Origin of the sequence: Bradyrhizobium sp. TM239, from assembly GCF_036247985.1 — a bacterium.
Lineage (GTDB): Bacteria > Pseudomonadota > Alphaproteobacteria > Rhizobiales > Xanthobacteraceae > Bradyrhizobium > Bradyrhizobium ottawaense.
In genome coordinates this window covers 1-13,298 of sequence record NZ_BTIR01000024.1, presented here as the reverse complement: position 1 = coordinate 13,298, position 13,298 = coordinate 1, and the positions used below count along the sequence as shown (strand labels likewise).

Sequence of the window (13,298 nt, the reverse complement as noted above, 5' to 3'; positions counted from 1 at the left end):
TAACGCAGCGGAATTCCTGTCATTTTTCCGTCGGACTTCAGGTTCGGCCGGAGCTGCATCTTATCGTTCCGTGACATCGAGTTCATCTTCGAGCGTGATCTGCTCGAAGTCGGTCACCAGCGCGTCGATCCGTACGTGCCAGCGGCCTACAAAGGGCAGCTCGACTTTGCGCACGTGCCAGTAGCCGTCGGGCCCGAGCGAGGCGCTTCGCTCCATCGGCTCGATGCCGCGCTCGGGCAGGCTCAGGGTCAACGTCACCTCCTTGGCCGCCAGCGGCGTCCCTTCGCCGGTCATGAGCTGGAGCACGACATCATTGGTCCCCGCCTTGCCCGGCGAGACCAGGACCTGGAACATCGCCTTGTCGCTGTGGATGTGGATCGCCAACGGCGTCTCCGGCACGATCGTCCGCGGCGGCGGTGTGAAGCGCCAGCCGGCGACCACGGCCAGGATGACGAGAGCAATCGTACTTTCCAGCAGGATCGAGCGCTTGAGCGCGGGCGTCCCTGTCTGGTTCCGGGCCAGAGCCGGAGTCAGCCGGAACCGATTGAGCGCGGCCAGCGCCAGCAATCCCGTGACCAGGATGAGCTTGACCGAGAGGATCAGCCCGTAGCGAGTCTCGACCAGCGCTCCCGGCTTTTCGAGCTGCACGATCGCGAGTGTGAGGCCGGTCAAGGCCAGCACGCCGACCGCGAGCGCAGCAATGCGGGAAAAGCGGTTCACGATCGGGCACGTCGCAATCGTCGGCCGCGACACCAGCGCGACGAGCGGCGCCAGCGCGCCGATCCAGAAGGCAACGCCGAGGCCATGGAGAAAGATCGCCGGCCGCGTCAACGCCTCGGGCGGTGCCGTTGCGGCGTGCCCGGTCATGGCGAGCGACAAACCGACGCCGATGAATGCGATCATCGCAAGGGCGCGCGCGTACCATGCGCTCCGCAGCGCCATCAATGCGAACAGCATCGCCGCGAGGGCAACCAGCAAGGCGGGGCCTGCACTGGTCGCAAATGCGACCTTCCAGGGACCAGCCGTGGCGAGAGCAGATGGCGGCAGCCCAAGGAGATCGAGGCCCAACGCGCCAAGGGACGCCACCGCGCTCGGGAGGCCGAGGGCGAGCGCCATGCGCGGGACCGCCATGCCGGTCATCGACCACGCAACCCAGCGCGCGAAGAACACGCCGCCGACGCCAATGAACAGCCCGACGTAAAGGCCGACGCGCGTCAGCCAGATCAACGCGTTCAACCCACCGTCCACCGCGGCGGGAGGCTTCGTCGTCGTCGGCATGCCGATCGAGAAGATCACCGATCCGGTGACGGGATGGCCGTCCTGCGAGATCACGCGATAGCTGACGACCGCGGTGCCCTCAGGCAGATCCACCGGCATCACGACCGAAATCGTCTCGCCCGATGCGCTGACGCGCGCATCGTCCCGCGCCCTGCCCGCACCATCGATCAGCCGGATCGCGCCCGGCGTCACCGCCTCGTTGAAGCGCAGTTCCACCGCCTTGGGCGCGGCCTTGAGCATGCTGCCGCTCGCCGGCTCGACCGAGACCAGCGCCGCATGCGCCGACGCACCGCTTGCGAAGCCGGCAACGAGGAGCAGCGTCGCAAGCGCGGCGAGCAGGCGCATCAGGGTTTTGGCAAAAGTTTCACGCCCGGCGCCGGCGACTTACCCTCGGACTTGCCCTCATGTGAATGCCCTGCCCCCGCCACCGGAATTTCGATCCAGCGGCTGACGCCGGCCTCGCATTCCTGAACGACGGGGAAGTACAGCACCGTGTTCGGCTTGAGGCTGTCGGTAAGGAACGTGCTGAGGACGAACTCGTCATAGTTCTTGTCCGGCAGCTTGCCGCCGGACCACGCGACCTCCTTGACGCCGGAGGAGAGCTTGTTGCCGTGATAGTCGTATTCCCCAGCATATTTGCCCTCGACGACATCGACATTCCAGCCCGCCTTCGGCATCGGCTTCACCGCGATCACCCCTTCCGGAATTTGCACCCGGACCTTCACCGTCGGCGAGCCCGCGCAGCCATGCGGCACGGTGAAGACGGCCTTGTAAGACGTGCCGACCGTGGCTTGCTTGGTCTCGATCGACACGTGCGCCGCCGCGGGCGAGGCGGCGATCGCGGCAACTAGGATCAGGCAGGATTGCTTCGACATGTTCGGTCTCCCGAGAGTCCAGATCAGTCTCATTTCATCTTCATTCCCGAGTGATCCGGCATTTTCTTCATGTCCATATGACCTGAATGCCCGGCATCGCCAGGCGCCTGCGCGCCGACGCCCTGGACGTCGAGGGACACCGCGACTTTGCCGGCCTTCTCGAATTGCAGCGTCACCGGAACCTTGTCGCCCTGCTTGAACGCGCCCTTGAGCTCCTGGAGCATCAGATGATTGCCGCCGGGCGCGAGCTTCACGGTCTTGCCGGGATCGATGGCGAGCCCCTTGTCGAGCGGCCGCATCTTCATGACGCCGTTGTCCATCGCCATCTCGTGGATATCGCTCTTCCCCGCGATATCGGCGGACACGCTGACCAGTCTGTCGGCCGCCGTGCCCTTGTTCTCGATGGTCAGATAGCCGCCGGCGACCTTGGCGCCGCCCGGCGTCGCACGGCTCCACGCCTGCGAGATGACGAGATCGCCGGCCTTGACGTCGTCGGCGACCGCCGGTGCTGCGGAGATCGCAAGAGCGAACGCGGCGAGCAGCACGTTCTTCGAGATTTTCTTCATGTCGGTATTCCCTTTGCAGACTTGAACTCAGTGTTTGGAATGCTGTTGCGCCGACCATTTTTCAAGATCGGCAATCTCGGCCGAGCCTTCGATCGTCGTGATGGTGCCTTCCGGGGAGATGAGCATGGTCCTGGGGATGTCGCCCTGCCAAGCCGGATCGATCTCGAATCGCAAGCGCTCGACGAAGCCATCGTTGAAGACGAAGTTCTCGGTGGACGAGAGCCCGGCCTTGTCGAGCATCGATTGCGTGGCGGCCGGCAGGTTCGGCACGAGATCGGCGCTGATCGTGACGACATCGATCTCCGGATGCTCCTTTGCAAACCGCCCGAGTAGCGGCAGCTCGACCTTGCACGGGCCACAGGTCACGCCCCAGAAATGCACGAGCGTCGGGCGCCCCGTATGCCCCTTTAGGACGCCTTGCCAGCTGCCACGTTCGAACGGCTTGAGAGTCGGCGGCGCTGCGAGCGCAGAGGCCGATGCGACCAGGATGCAAAGGCCCAGAATGCGTGCAAATCGACGTCTCATGGTTGGTCCTCGATTGCCGTGAGCCGATAGCCGTCCGCCTTCGTCATCCACGACAGGTAGGTCTGCTTGCCGTTGGAGACCAGCAAAGGGTGATCGGAGGTGTCGGTCGTGCTCGATATCGCCTTCGGCGCCGACCACGTCTCGCCATCGTCGCGGGAGACCGTCATCTGGACCGAGGTCTTTTCACCGTCGAACTCCTTCCAGACCATCACCGTGCCCGCCGCGCCCGCGAGCACGAAGGGGCGCGTCGGATTACGATCCGGCCGCCCCAGCGCCATCGGCGAAGAGAACGTGCGGCCCTCGTCGCGCGAGTGGGCGTAGAATAGCCCTTTCCGCGCCTTCCCGTTGGTGTACCAGGCGACGTGATAGGTTCCGTTCGGGGCAACGGTAAGGCTCGGCCCGTGATGCGGACAGGCGTTGATCTGCCAATCGTCGTTGCTGATCCGACGGATTTCTCCCGGTGTCGACAGGTCGGTGAAGGTCATGACGGCGTGATCGCGCACCCCGCCGTCGAAGATATTCCTGAAGATCGCGACCGGCCGCCCGGGCGCTGCGAATGCCAGCCCCAACCGACAGCATTCGCAGGTGCCCTCACGCGCCAGCTTCGCTTCTGCGTAGGTCGTGCCGCCGTCGCTGGACGAAGTGAAGAACAGCCCGGCTCCCTCGTACTTCTGTCCCGCTTCCTTCGCAAAAATGCGATTGCGCTTGTCGAGCCAGGCCGCGAACACCGTCCCATCCTGATCGAGCGCCAGCGCCTCAAACCGCTGGCTCTCGTTATTGGCGGTGATGGGCTTCAGCTCGGCAAAGCTCCTGCCGCCGTCGGCCGAGCGCGTGGTGAGCACCTGACCGTTGAAGGCCTCGTCCCTGAAGGTCGAGAACGCGAGCGCGATGCCGCCGTTGCGATCGACCACGATCTTCGGCCGCGCATCCGGTCCCCAATCGAGGTTCAGCCGCTTCGTCGTGACCTGCGTTGGGGTGGAGAAGGTATGGCCCGCATCCTGCGAACGTGCAACCGAGACCTGCCCTCCCGCCATCCAGACCAGCCACAGCGTGCCGTCCGGACCGAAGGCAGGCGTCGCCTTGGTCGCACAGCGTAGCGTCGGCTCCTCACACGCCGCCTCGGACACATGCGGGGCACGCATCTGCCCCAGCGCCGCGCTTTGCAGGCATGCGAGAGCAGCTATCGCGAGCAAGCCAGTTCGGATCATGGCCCTAGTCCCTTCGAGAGCCCGGATCATTTGAAGGCCACCTTCATACCTGCAACGAACAGGCGTGGCGAGCCCGCATAGATCGATCCAGGCGCCGTGCTTGCGAGCGTGCTCCCTGGAATTTGCAGGCCGGCGGCCGTCACCGTGTTTGCGATGTTGTTTGCGGACGCAACATAGGTGCGATCGAATACGTTCCTGACTTCGAGAAACAGATTGAGTGACCTGAAGGTGTCGGACACCAAGTCGGTCTTGTAGTGGACATTCACATTGACCAATTCGTAGCCCGGCGCCTTCAGCAGATTGGCATTGTCCATGTAGAAAGAGTCCTTCCACTGGACCTCGACGAAGCCGCCGAGGCCTGCCAGCGGCCCGGCGAACTCGTCATAGCCAATTCGAGCCGTCAACTCGTTGGGCGAGATACCGGGAATTTTGTTGCCGGCACGGTTGAAGCTGAAGACGGCGCCATTGGTGATGTTCTCGACATATTCGGTATAGACCTCATCGAGATAGGTGTACGCCGCCATGAACCGCCAACCCGGATAGAACTTCCAATCGGCGGCAAGCTCGATGCCGCGATGTTCCGAGCGCGGCGCGTTGAACGAATAGTTTACACCCGCGACCGATGTCGCCTGGTTGACGATCTCGTTCCGGAAGAACTCGTAAAAGCCAGTCGCGCTGAGCTTGAGCGCGCTGTTCGGCGTCCAATCGAAACCGAGATCGTAGCCAAGATTCTTCTGGGCTTGGAGCTGCGTATTGTTGCCCGATAGTCCCGTCTGAGCGACGAAGAGATTCGAGACCTGCGGAGTGCCATACCCCGTGGCAACGCGTGCCCGGAACAGCCATTCGTTATTGAGATTGTAGAGCAGCGCCAACTCTGGTGCAGTGTTTTGAAACTGCCTGTCCGCGGTCGTCGGCGTTGTCGTGGTGATGCCGGTTGGACCAGCGTACGAATAGGCCGTATTGGTGCCCTTGAGCAAGGTCGTCTCCCAACCGATACCCGCAACGGCCGTTAGCGACGACGTAAGCTTGAGCTCTTCCCTGGCACGAACACCATAATTGGTCGTCTCGCTGTAGAGATTGCTCGACAACCTACCGAGTGTCGCGTTGCCTCCCGGCATCACGTTTCGTGTGTCGCTCGACGCCGTCAGGGTATTGTAGAAGGCGCCGAAGAACGCAGTGGATTCCAGGCCGAGAATCTCTCCGCGCTTGGTGAGATCACTCATGTAGTTGTACGACGGGAAGTCGCCGATCGAGCTGGTGGAGCCAGTTGGCTGGCTGATGTTCCGATCGTCGAACACGAACTGGTTGCGCCAGGTCGTGGTGTTGTCGAGATCGTGCTCCCACCGGCCGCCGACGATTGTTCGGCGGTCGTTGCGGCCGAGCCCGGCCTGCGCGGCCGTCTCCGTATCGGTTCCGGCGGTCGCGTTGAAGCCATTGTTGAACAGCCTGACCGTACCGCATCCGGGCGCGGCCGTGGCACCGGTCGCACATCCCTGCTGGAAGGGATTTTGATAATATTGGTTCAGCGTGGAGCGAAGCGGCAGCCGCGCGCTGAGATCGTTGTTGATGATCTTGACCGTGAAACGGTCGTCCGGCGTCGCCTTGAGCGTGCCGAGGAAGTTGACGGTCTGCGTATTAAACCAGCTATTGCCGATATAGCCGTCGCCTCGTGTGTCGCTCGCGAACAGCGAGCCCTCGAAATTCCCGACCTTCTTGCCGGCCGCCAGGTAATTGTTGAGATAGCCGTAGCTGCCGCCGTCGACGCCGTATTCGACGCCGTCGATCGTGCCGCCCGGCCGTGTGCGAAAATTGAGCGCGCCGCCGGTCGCGTAATTGCCGTAGAGCGCCGACGAGGGGCCGCGGATCACGTCGATCGCACCATAGGCGTGGGGGTCGATCAGGTCGCTGCGCGACAGGCCGTCCGGCTGCGTAACGGGGAAACCGTCGTCGAAGATCACGAGATTGCGGATGCCGAAACCGTTCCGGGCGTTGGATCCGCGAATCGAGATGCCAAAATCGCGCGGGCCATTACCCTGCTTGATCGAAATGCCCGGACTGTCCCGCAGGACGTCGCTGACCGAAAACGACGGGCGGTTGTCGAACTGGCTGCGATCGATGGTCGTCGCGGTCTGGCCGGCCGGCGCCTGATTGAGACCGGCCCGCACTGCGCCGGCGGACATCGTGTTGTTCTGCCCCTGGGCGCCATCGATCGCGACCGGCGCGACCGGCCTCGCTGCGCGCGCCGCCGAAGCGGAGCGCAGCCGCGTTGGCCGGGTGATTGGTTTGGGACGGGACGTCTTGGGCGCCTCGACCGTCACTGCGGGAATCGCTTCCGAGGCAGCCTGGGCGAGCGCGTCTGAACCGATCGGGGACACCAGTCCGAAAAGCACGGGCAAGCCGGCGCGCCCCATCGCACGAATGCGTAACATCTCTTGAATTCCTGACATCCGGCACCTCGGCCGGCCTCATTGAGCACGCCATCGGCGGCAACGGCGCGCGCCAACGGTTCGGTTTGTCGCTACGTCAGGAGAATTGAGGTGGCGCGCGCGCCTGGGCGCTCGAACCCTTGTGAGCGCTGATGGCCGACGCATCCGCCGGCTGCCACACCACGCGCGCGGCATGGCGGAAGGGAATCGAGAGTCCCGCGTGCGTCGGCGAATCGAGCGACGCGCCCGCCTGCGCCAGGCAGCACAGGGCGCACGCACCCGCATGCGCGGCCGGGGTCCCCGTCCGATCGTCGAGGCCGCCCTGCTCGCTCGCACTGTGGCAGATGACAACGGCAGACAGCGGATCGGCAACGGCCCGGCCGGTCGCCCAGCACGCGGCAATCGGCGCCAACACCTGCATCGCCAGGGCGAGCAGGACCAGGGGTAGGAATTTCTGTAGCCGCGCGCGCATCCGCCGAACCGCTTGTTCGTCCACCAACTAAACACCGTGCCGCCCCCAAGTCGAGGTCAGTTCCGCCGCCTTCTTGGCCCAGCACAAATTTGGCGAAAACTGTGGCCGCGGTACCCCAGCACGGCACCGAGCGCGGGCGTTTGAGGCAAATCAAACGGCCCGACATCCACAGATTTCTTATATTTGTCATATACTTGCGGGGCCAAAAGCCCGATCATTTCGTCTATTGCTCGAATTTTGAACATTCGTTGCCGAAAATGATGACAAGTGAGAAAAGTTGATCTAGCATCCCGCTTGCTCAGGCTGGCCGTGAGGTCGAAGTCTGGTGGTCCAAGTCTCGGGAGGAGCCCCTGGCGCGCAAAACGCAGCGTCGCCCCGTCAATCAAGAGCAAATCTTAGAATCGGGGATAATAGGGTCGACACAATTTTTGAGCGGGGCCAGGGCCCCGCTCTTTTTTTGTCCGCATGGCACTTTCGCCGATGAATATGTCCTCCAATCCGGTCGAACTCAGCTTTGAGCTCGCGGCCTCGCGCTGCGCGGATCTCACGCCCCTCGTCTACCAGCGCCTGTTCGACGAGCATCCCGAAACGCAGGCGATGTTCCGCTCGGAGGGCGGTGACCTCGTGAAGGGATCGATGCTCGCGCTGACGATCGAGGCGATTCTCGATTTCGCCGGGATGCGTCATGGGCATTTCCGGCTGATTGCCTGCGAGGTTGCCTCGCACGACGCCTATGGCACGTCGCGCCAGCTATTCACCGCCTTCTTCACTGTCATCAGGGACACGCTGCGCGACCTGCTCGGCGATGAATGGTCAATCGAGATCGCGCAAGCCTGGGACACATTGCTCGTCGACATCGACGCATTCGCGGGCACGACCGCCTGACGCTTTGCGCTGCACCAACGCGGCCTGCTGCGACGGCGCGTGTGATTGCAGATTGAGTGGCATCAACTCTTGTGAGACACTTTCGACATCGGTTGCGCAATCAATGACGCGCCGACGAAAAATTTATGGGAGCGAGCGATGTCCGGGACGAAAGATTTCTCGACGACGAGGCGCGATCTTCTTCAGGCGGCAGCGACCGCCGGCGCCGGAGCTGCCCTTCTCGGCAGCATGGGCATAAATCCAGCGCTAGCCGCAGAAGTGGGGCGAAGCGAGAAGCCGCTGAAGGCCGCCTTCTCCAACGCGGGCCTTCAGGCCACCTGGTGCGCCCAAGGCAAGCAGGCCGCCGAATTCTGGGGCAAGCTGTTCAACGTCGAAGTCACTTGGTTCGACGGCCAGCTCGACGCCGTGAAGCAGCGCGCGGCAATCGACAACATGGCCTCGCAGAAATGGGACTTCGTCGCGATCCAGGCCTTCGGCATCGGCACCCTCACCCAGCCCGTGCAGAAGATGATCGATGCCGGCACGCCCGTGATCGACATGGACACGCTGATTGCGCCGCTCGACCAGATCAACGTCCACTCCTTCCTCGCTCCCGACAACGAGTTCATGGGCGCCTCGGTGACCCAGGCGCTGTGCAACGCGATGGGCGGCAAGGGCAAGATCATCATGACGCAGGGCGCGCTCGGACATACAGGCGCGCAAGGAAGAGCCAAGGGCTTCACCAACACGGTGAAGCAATTCCCCGGCATCGAGGTGCTCGACACCCAGCCCGCCGACTGGGACGTCTCCAAGACCGCGCGCCTCTGGGAAACATATCTGACCAAGTACCCGCAGATCGATGCGGCGTTCTTCCACAATGACGACATGGCGCTCGCGGCGGCCAACATCATGAAGGCGCGAGGCCGCACCAATATCCTGATCGGCGGCGTCGATGCCATGCCGCCGGCGATCCAGGCGGTGAGCGAAGGCCGCATGTTCGCGACCGTCCGCAATCCCTCCTGCCGCATCCATGGCGGCGCCATCATTGCGGGCGTCTCCGCCGTGGTCGGCGGCGAGAAGAGCGGCCAGGGCATTCCCAAGAACGTCGTCACCGACGGTCCGGTGGTGACCAAGGCCAATGCCGCCGGGATGCAGTGGATGCAGGATCACTTCCTGATCTGAACTTTCATGCCCGAGGTGCGTTCGCCCATCCTTGAACTGCAGGGCATCACGAAGAGCTTCGGCGGCGTCGAAGCGCTTCGTGGTGTCGACTTCGCGCTTCATCCCGGCGAGATCCATGGTCTGGTCGGCGAGAACGGCGCGGGAAAAAGCACGCTGATGAAGATCATCGCCGGCGTGCACACCGAATTCTCCGGCCGCTTCCTGATCGACGGGGCGGAGACGCATTTCCGCTCGGCGCGCGATGCGCATGCAGCTGGCATCGCCATGGTGCATCAGGAGCTCAGCGTCGCGCCTGATCTCACGGTCGCCGAGAACGTGTTCTTGGGCAATCAGCCGACCAACGCCCTTGGCTTCGTACAATGGCGGCGCATGGCGCGCGAGGCCGGCGAGCAGCTTGCCCGCTTCGGCATCGACGTCGATCCGATGAGCCGGCTCGGCGACCTGCCCATCGGGCTGCAACAGCTGATCGAGATCGCCCGCGTGCTGTTCTCCGGCGCCCGCATCGTCATCCTGGACGAGCCGACCTCCGCCCTGTCCCCGCCGGAGGTCGAGCGCCTGTTCGCAACGCTCCGCCGATTGCGCGAGGAAGGCACCAGCATCGTCTTCATCTCGCATTTCATCGAGGACATCCTGCTTGTGTCCGACACGGTGACCGTGTTCCGCAACGGGCGGAAAGTTGCCGAGACGGCAGCCTCGGCCACCACCAAGGGCGCGCTGATCGAGGCCATGATCGGCCGCGGCGGCGAAGCGCTCGAGCACAGCTACACCGACGACCTGATGCTGCCGCAGCCGAGCGACAGCTCGGTGGTCCTGAAGGTCGATCAGCTTTCGCTCGCGCGCAGCCTGAAGGACATCTCCTTCGAGGCCAGGGCCGGCGAGGTGCTCGGTATCTACGGCTTCATGGGCTGCGGCCAGCAGGAGCTGTCGCGCATCCTGTTCGGCAAGCTGAGGCCTGATGGCGGCACGCTTCTCGTCGAAGGCACGCCCAAGACCTTTGGCAGCACGGCGGCGGCGCGGCGCGCCGGCGTGGCGCTGGTGCCCGAGAGCCGGCGCGACATGCTGTTTCATCAGGAGCCGGTCTACAAGAACATCTCAATCAGCATTCTCGACCGCATCTCGGCGCTGCTGCTCAAGCCGGCGCAGGAGCGCGACATCGCGCAGCGCCAGGTCGAGCAGTTGCAGATCCGGCCGCCGGTGGTCGGCCTCGATCTCGGCATGCTCTCCGGCGGCAACCAGCAGAAAGTCGCGCTGGCGAAATGGCTGACCTACCCGCCCAAGCTCCTGGTGCTGTGCGAGCCGACCCGCGGCATGGATGTCGGCGCCAAGAACGACGTCATCAACATCGTCCGCGACCTCCGCGCCAAGGGCCTTGCGATCATCGTGCTGTCGACCGAGCCCGAAACGGTGCTGTCGCTGGCCGACCGCATCCTCGTGCTCAAGCGCGGAGCACTGGTGCGGGAATTCAAGAACGAGCCGGTCAGCAAGGACCGCCTGCTGGAAGCGGCGTGACGGAGAAGCACATGAGCAGCGAAACGGCTTTGGCGGCGGGGCAGCGGGCGCGAGGCGTTGCGCCCTTCCTGCGCTCGCAGATGCGCAACATCGCCCCGTTCCTGACCCTGATCTTCCTGTCCGGCTTCTTCGCCTTCGCAAGCCCCTCCTTCGCGACGCTCGACAATCTCGGCAACATCCTCACGCAGGTGTCGGTCACGGGCATCATCGCGGTCGGCCTCACCTTCGTGATCCTCTGCGCCGAGATCGACCTCTCGATCGCCAGCATCGCCAACGTCACCGGCATCGCGGTCGCCTACTTCACGCTGCAGGAATCCTACGTCAACATCGCCAACATTCCGCTGCCCGGCGCGGTCGCGATCATCCTGTCGATCCTGCTCTGCGCCCTGCTCGGCCTCGTCAACGCGCTGGGGCTGACCGTGATCGGCATCCCCTCCTTCATCATGACGCTGGCGATGATGCAGATCGCCGCCGGCATCTCCGCGCTGCTGGTGCGCGGCCAGATCGCCTACAAGGTGCCCAGCCTGATCACCACGCTCGGCTCGGGCTCGATCGGCGGCATCCCCTGGCTCGTCATCATCGCCGCGCTGATGCTGCTCGGCGGCCATCTGGTGCTGACCTACACACGCTTCGGCCGCTACGTCTACATGGTCGGGGGCAACCGCGAGGCGGCCGAATATGCCGGCCTCAACGTCAAGCTCATCCTGGGTGCAGTGATGGTGATCTCGGCGGTCTGCTCCGGCATCGGCGGCATGCTGGGCGTAGCCCATTTCGGCAGCGCACAGCAGAACGAGTTCGACACTTACCTGCTCGACTCCATCGCCGCCGTCGTGGTCGGCGGCACCAGCCTGTTCGGCGGCCGCGGCGGCATCGGCAACACCATCGTCGGGCTTTTCGTTCTCGGTGTTCTCAACAACGGCCTCGACCACGTCAACATCGACAGCTTCCTGAAGATCCTGATCCGCGGCCTGATCCTCTTGGCAGCGCTGGTCATCAACGTCTACGCGCAGCGCTTGAGGGAGAAGACGGCGGAGTAGACGGAGCTCGAAGTAAAAACTGCGAAAACAACCCCATGCACAGTAGAAACTGTGAGGAAGTTCAGCCGCTTACCAAACTGCAATTGCGTGAATGCCACCGCGCTGACGTTTGACACGTCGGGCAAAGCAGGAGCACAACTCCGTCATGGCACCGAAAGCGTGCCCCCCGGGGAGCGAGAGCCCGAATGGTTGTCATCGATCGTCGCGCTGCCCTAGCGGGTGCAGGAGCGCTTCTCATGACGACAAGCCCGCTTGCCTCAGCGCCCTTCGCGTGGGGACCGATCCCCCCGTCCGATGCGGGCTTTGCGTCCGACCTCGATGAGCGGCTCGACAAGGCGATTGCGGACAAGCGCGCCTGGGGCCTGCATGGTGTCGTCGTCACGCGCATGGGCAAGCTCGTGCTCGAACGCTATTTCGCCGGCGAGGACGAAGTCTGGGGCACCCCTCTCGGCCGCGTTACATTCGGCCCCGACACGCTGCACGACCTGCGCTCGGTCACGAAAAGCATTCTCGGCCTGCTCTATGGGATCGCGCTCGACCTCGGCAAGGTGCCCGCGCCCGAGCAGAAGCTGATCGCGCAATTCCCCGAATACGCCGACGCCGCGACCGATCCCCGTCTCCAGCGCCTGACCGTCGCGCACGCGCTCACCATGACGCTAGGGTTCGACTGGAACGAGGACATTCCCTACCAGGACCCGAACAACAGCGAAATTCAGATGGAGAAGTCGCCCGATCGCCTGCGCTACATCTTCAGCCGTCCCTTCATCTCCGATCCCGGCGCGCGCTGGATCTACGGTGCGGCGGGCACCGAACTGATCGGACAACTCCTGGTGAAAGGCACCGGCCAGTCGCTGCCGGATTTTGCACGCACGAATCTGCTCGATCCCCTCGGAATCGGTCCGACCGAATGGACCAAGGGCTTTAACGGGCAGCCCGCGCCCGCATCAGGACTGCGTATGACGCCGCGCGATCTCGCGCGCATCGGGCAATTGATCCTCAACCGCGGGCAATGGGACGGGCGTCAGATCGTCTCGACGGACTGGCTGGCGAAATCGTTCCAGCCCTACGTCCCCTGCGACGAGCAGCGCCGATACGGCTATTTCTGGTACAGCGGCGATCTGCAGTACGGGAATCCGCCGAACCGCCCGATCACGCATTGGGTCGGCGGCTTCGGCTATGGCGGCCAGCGGCTGTTCGCGATGCCCGACCTCGGCATCGTGGTGGCCATCACCTGCGGAAATTACGCCGATGAGCGGCAATGGATGCCACCGATCCGGGTGGTGCGTGATGTCGTGTTGGCCGGGCTGAAGTGAAACGTCGCGCGAGGACCCGTCATCCTGAGAGCTTGTGACCCTA

Annotated in this window: 12 protein-coding genes; 5 read left to right on the top strand and 7 right to left on the bottom strand. The window is 63.9% G+C overall.

Annotated elements, in window-relative coordinates:
• Window positions 1–60 precede the first annotated feature (60 nt).
• The 7 genes from AABA84_RS31275 to AABA84_RS31245 form a co-directional block, all read right to left on the bottom strand.
• On the bottom strand, window positions 61–1,623 hold the full coding sequence (locus tag AABA84_RS31275) for a copper resistance CopC/CopD family protein (protein WP_338314051.1): 1,563 nt from the start codon (window positions 1,621–1,623) through the stop codon (window positions 61–63).
• Window positions 1,623–2,153: a YcnI family copper-binding membrane protein gene (locus tag AABA84_RS31270; RefSeq protein WP_338314050.1), complete on the bottom strand. Its 531-nt coding sequence runs from the start codon at window positions 2,151–2,153 to the stop codon at window positions 1,623–1,625. Before AABA84_RS31270 ends, AABA84_RS31275 begins: the two co-directional genes overlap by 1 nt.
• A gap of 29 nt (window positions 2,154–2,182) precedes the next feature.
• Entirely contained in the window at window positions 2,183–2,719 is a 537-nt protein-coding gene (locus AABA84_RS31265) for a copper chaperone PCu(A)C (RefSeq protein ID WP_338314049.1), read from the bottom strand.
• Between the two features lie 27 nt (window positions 2,720–2,746).
• Entirely contained in the window at window positions 2,747–3,244 is a 498-nt protein-coding gene (locus tag AABA84_RS31260; protein WP_338314048.1) for a TlpA disulfide reductase family protein, read from the bottom strand.
• Window positions 3,241–4,452 carry a sialidase family protein gene (locus AABA84_RS31255; protein ID WP_338314047.1) on the bottom strand — a complete coding sequence of 404 codons (1,212 nt, stop codon included), beginning with the start codon at window positions 4,450–4,452 and terminating at the stop codon, window positions 3,241–3,243. Before AABA84_RS31255 ends, AABA84_RS31260 begins: the two co-directional genes overlap by 4 nt.
• 26 nt (window positions 4,453–4,478) lie before the next feature.
• On the bottom strand, window positions 4,479–6,632 hold the full coding sequence (locus AABA84_RS31250) for a TonB-dependent receptor family protein (protein WP_445083431.1): 2,154 nt from the start codon (window positions 6,630–6,632) through the stop codon (window positions 4,479–4,481).
• A gap of 343 nt (window positions 6,633–6,975) precedes the next feature.
• Window positions 6,976–7,350, bottom strand: a complete 375-nt coding sequence (locus AABA84_RS31245) for a DUF2946 family protein (protein ID WP_212250996.1) — start codon at window positions 7,348–7,350, stop codon at window positions 6,976–6,978.
• Between the two features lie 480 nt (window positions 7,351–7,830).
• Here AABA84_RS31245 and AABA84_RS31240 point away from each other — a divergent pair, with 480 nt between their 5' ends.
• From AABA84_RS31240 to AABA84_RS31220, 5 genes are all read left to right on the top strand, one after another.
• Window positions 7,831–8,235, top strand: coding sequence for a globin (locus AABA84_RS31240; protein WP_212250875.1), 405 nt, complete (start codon window positions 7,831–7,833; stop codon window positions 8,233–8,235).
• Between the two features lie 138 nt (window positions 8,236–8,373).
• Window positions 8,374–9,396 (top strand): sugar ABC transporter substrate-binding protein, encoded by a 1,023-nt coding sequence (locus AABA84_RS31235; protein WP_018320172.1) that lies wholly within the window; start codon window positions 8,374–8,376, stop codon window positions 9,394–9,396.
• 6 nt (window positions 9,397–9,402) lie between these two features.
• Window positions 9,403–10,905: a sugar ABC transporter ATP-binding protein gene (locus AABA84_RS31230; protein WP_338314046.1), complete on the top strand. Its 1,503-nt coding sequence runs from the start codon at window positions 9,403–9,405 to the stop codon at window positions 10,903–10,905.
• Between the two features lie 11 nt (window positions 10,906–10,916).
• Window positions 10,917–11,942, top strand: a complete 1,026-nt coding sequence (locus tag AABA84_RS31225) for an ABC transporter permease (protein ID WP_212250873.1) — start codon at window positions 10,917–10,919, stop codon at window positions 11,940–11,942.
• A 236-nt stretch (window positions 11,943–12,178) separates the two neighbouring features.
• Window positions 12,179–13,255, top strand: a complete 1,077-nt coding sequence (locus AABA84_RS31220) for a serine hydrolase domain-containing protein (RefSeq protein WP_338314045.1) — start codon at window positions 12,179–12,181, stop codon at window positions 13,253–13,255.
• The last annotated feature ends 43 nt before the right edge of the window (window positions 13,256–13,298 follow it).

Coding starts and splice junctions, on each gene's coding strand:
- AABA84_RS31275 (WP_338314051.1), bottom strand. CDS start 1,623: ATGCGCCTGCTCGCCGCGCTTGCGACGCTGCTCCTCGTTGCCGGCTTC.
- AABA84_RS31270 (WP_338314050.1), bottom strand. CDS start 2,153: ATGTCGAAGCAATCCTGCCTGATCCTAGTTGCCGCGATCGCCGCCTCG.
- AABA84_RS31265 (WP_338314049.1), bottom strand. CDS start 2,719: ATGAAGAAAATCTCGAAGAACGTGCTGCTCGCCGCGTTCGCTCTTGCG.
- AABA84_RS31260 (WP_338314048.1), bottom strand. CDS start 3,244: ATGAGACGTCGATTTGCACGCATTCTGGGCCTTTGCATCCTGGTCGCA.
- AABA84_RS31255 (WP_338314047.1), bottom strand. CDS start 4,452: ATGATCCGAACTGGCTTGCTCGCGATAGCTGCTCTCGCATGCCTGCAA.
- AABA84_RS31250 (WP_445083431.1), bottom strand. CDS start 6,632: ATGTCCGCCGGCGCAGTGCGGGCCGGTCTCAATCAGGCGCCGGCCGGC.
- AABA84_RS31245 (WP_212250996.1), bottom strand. CDS start 7,350: ATGCGCGCGCGGCTACAGAAATTCCTACCCCTGGTCCTGCTCGCCCTG.
- AABA84_RS31240 (WP_212250875.1), top strand. CDS start 7,831: ATGAATATGTCCTCCAATCCGGTCGAACTCAGCTTTGAGCTCGCGGCC.
- AABA84_RS31235 (WP_018320172.1), top strand. CDS start 8,374: ATGTCCGGGACGAAAGATTTCTCGACGACGAGGCGCGATCTTCTTCAG.
- AABA84_RS31230 (WP_338314046.1), top strand. CDS start 9,403: ATGCCCGAGGTGCGTTCGCCCATCCTTGAACTGCAGGGCATCACGAAG.
- AABA84_RS31225 (WP_212250873.1), top strand. CDS start 10,917: ATGAGCAGCGAAACGGCTTTGGCGGCGGGGCAGCGGGCGCGAGGCGTT.
- AABA84_RS31220 (WP_338314045.1), top strand. CDS start 12,179: ATGACGACAAGCCCGCTTGCCTCAGCGCCCTTCGCGTGGGGACCGATC.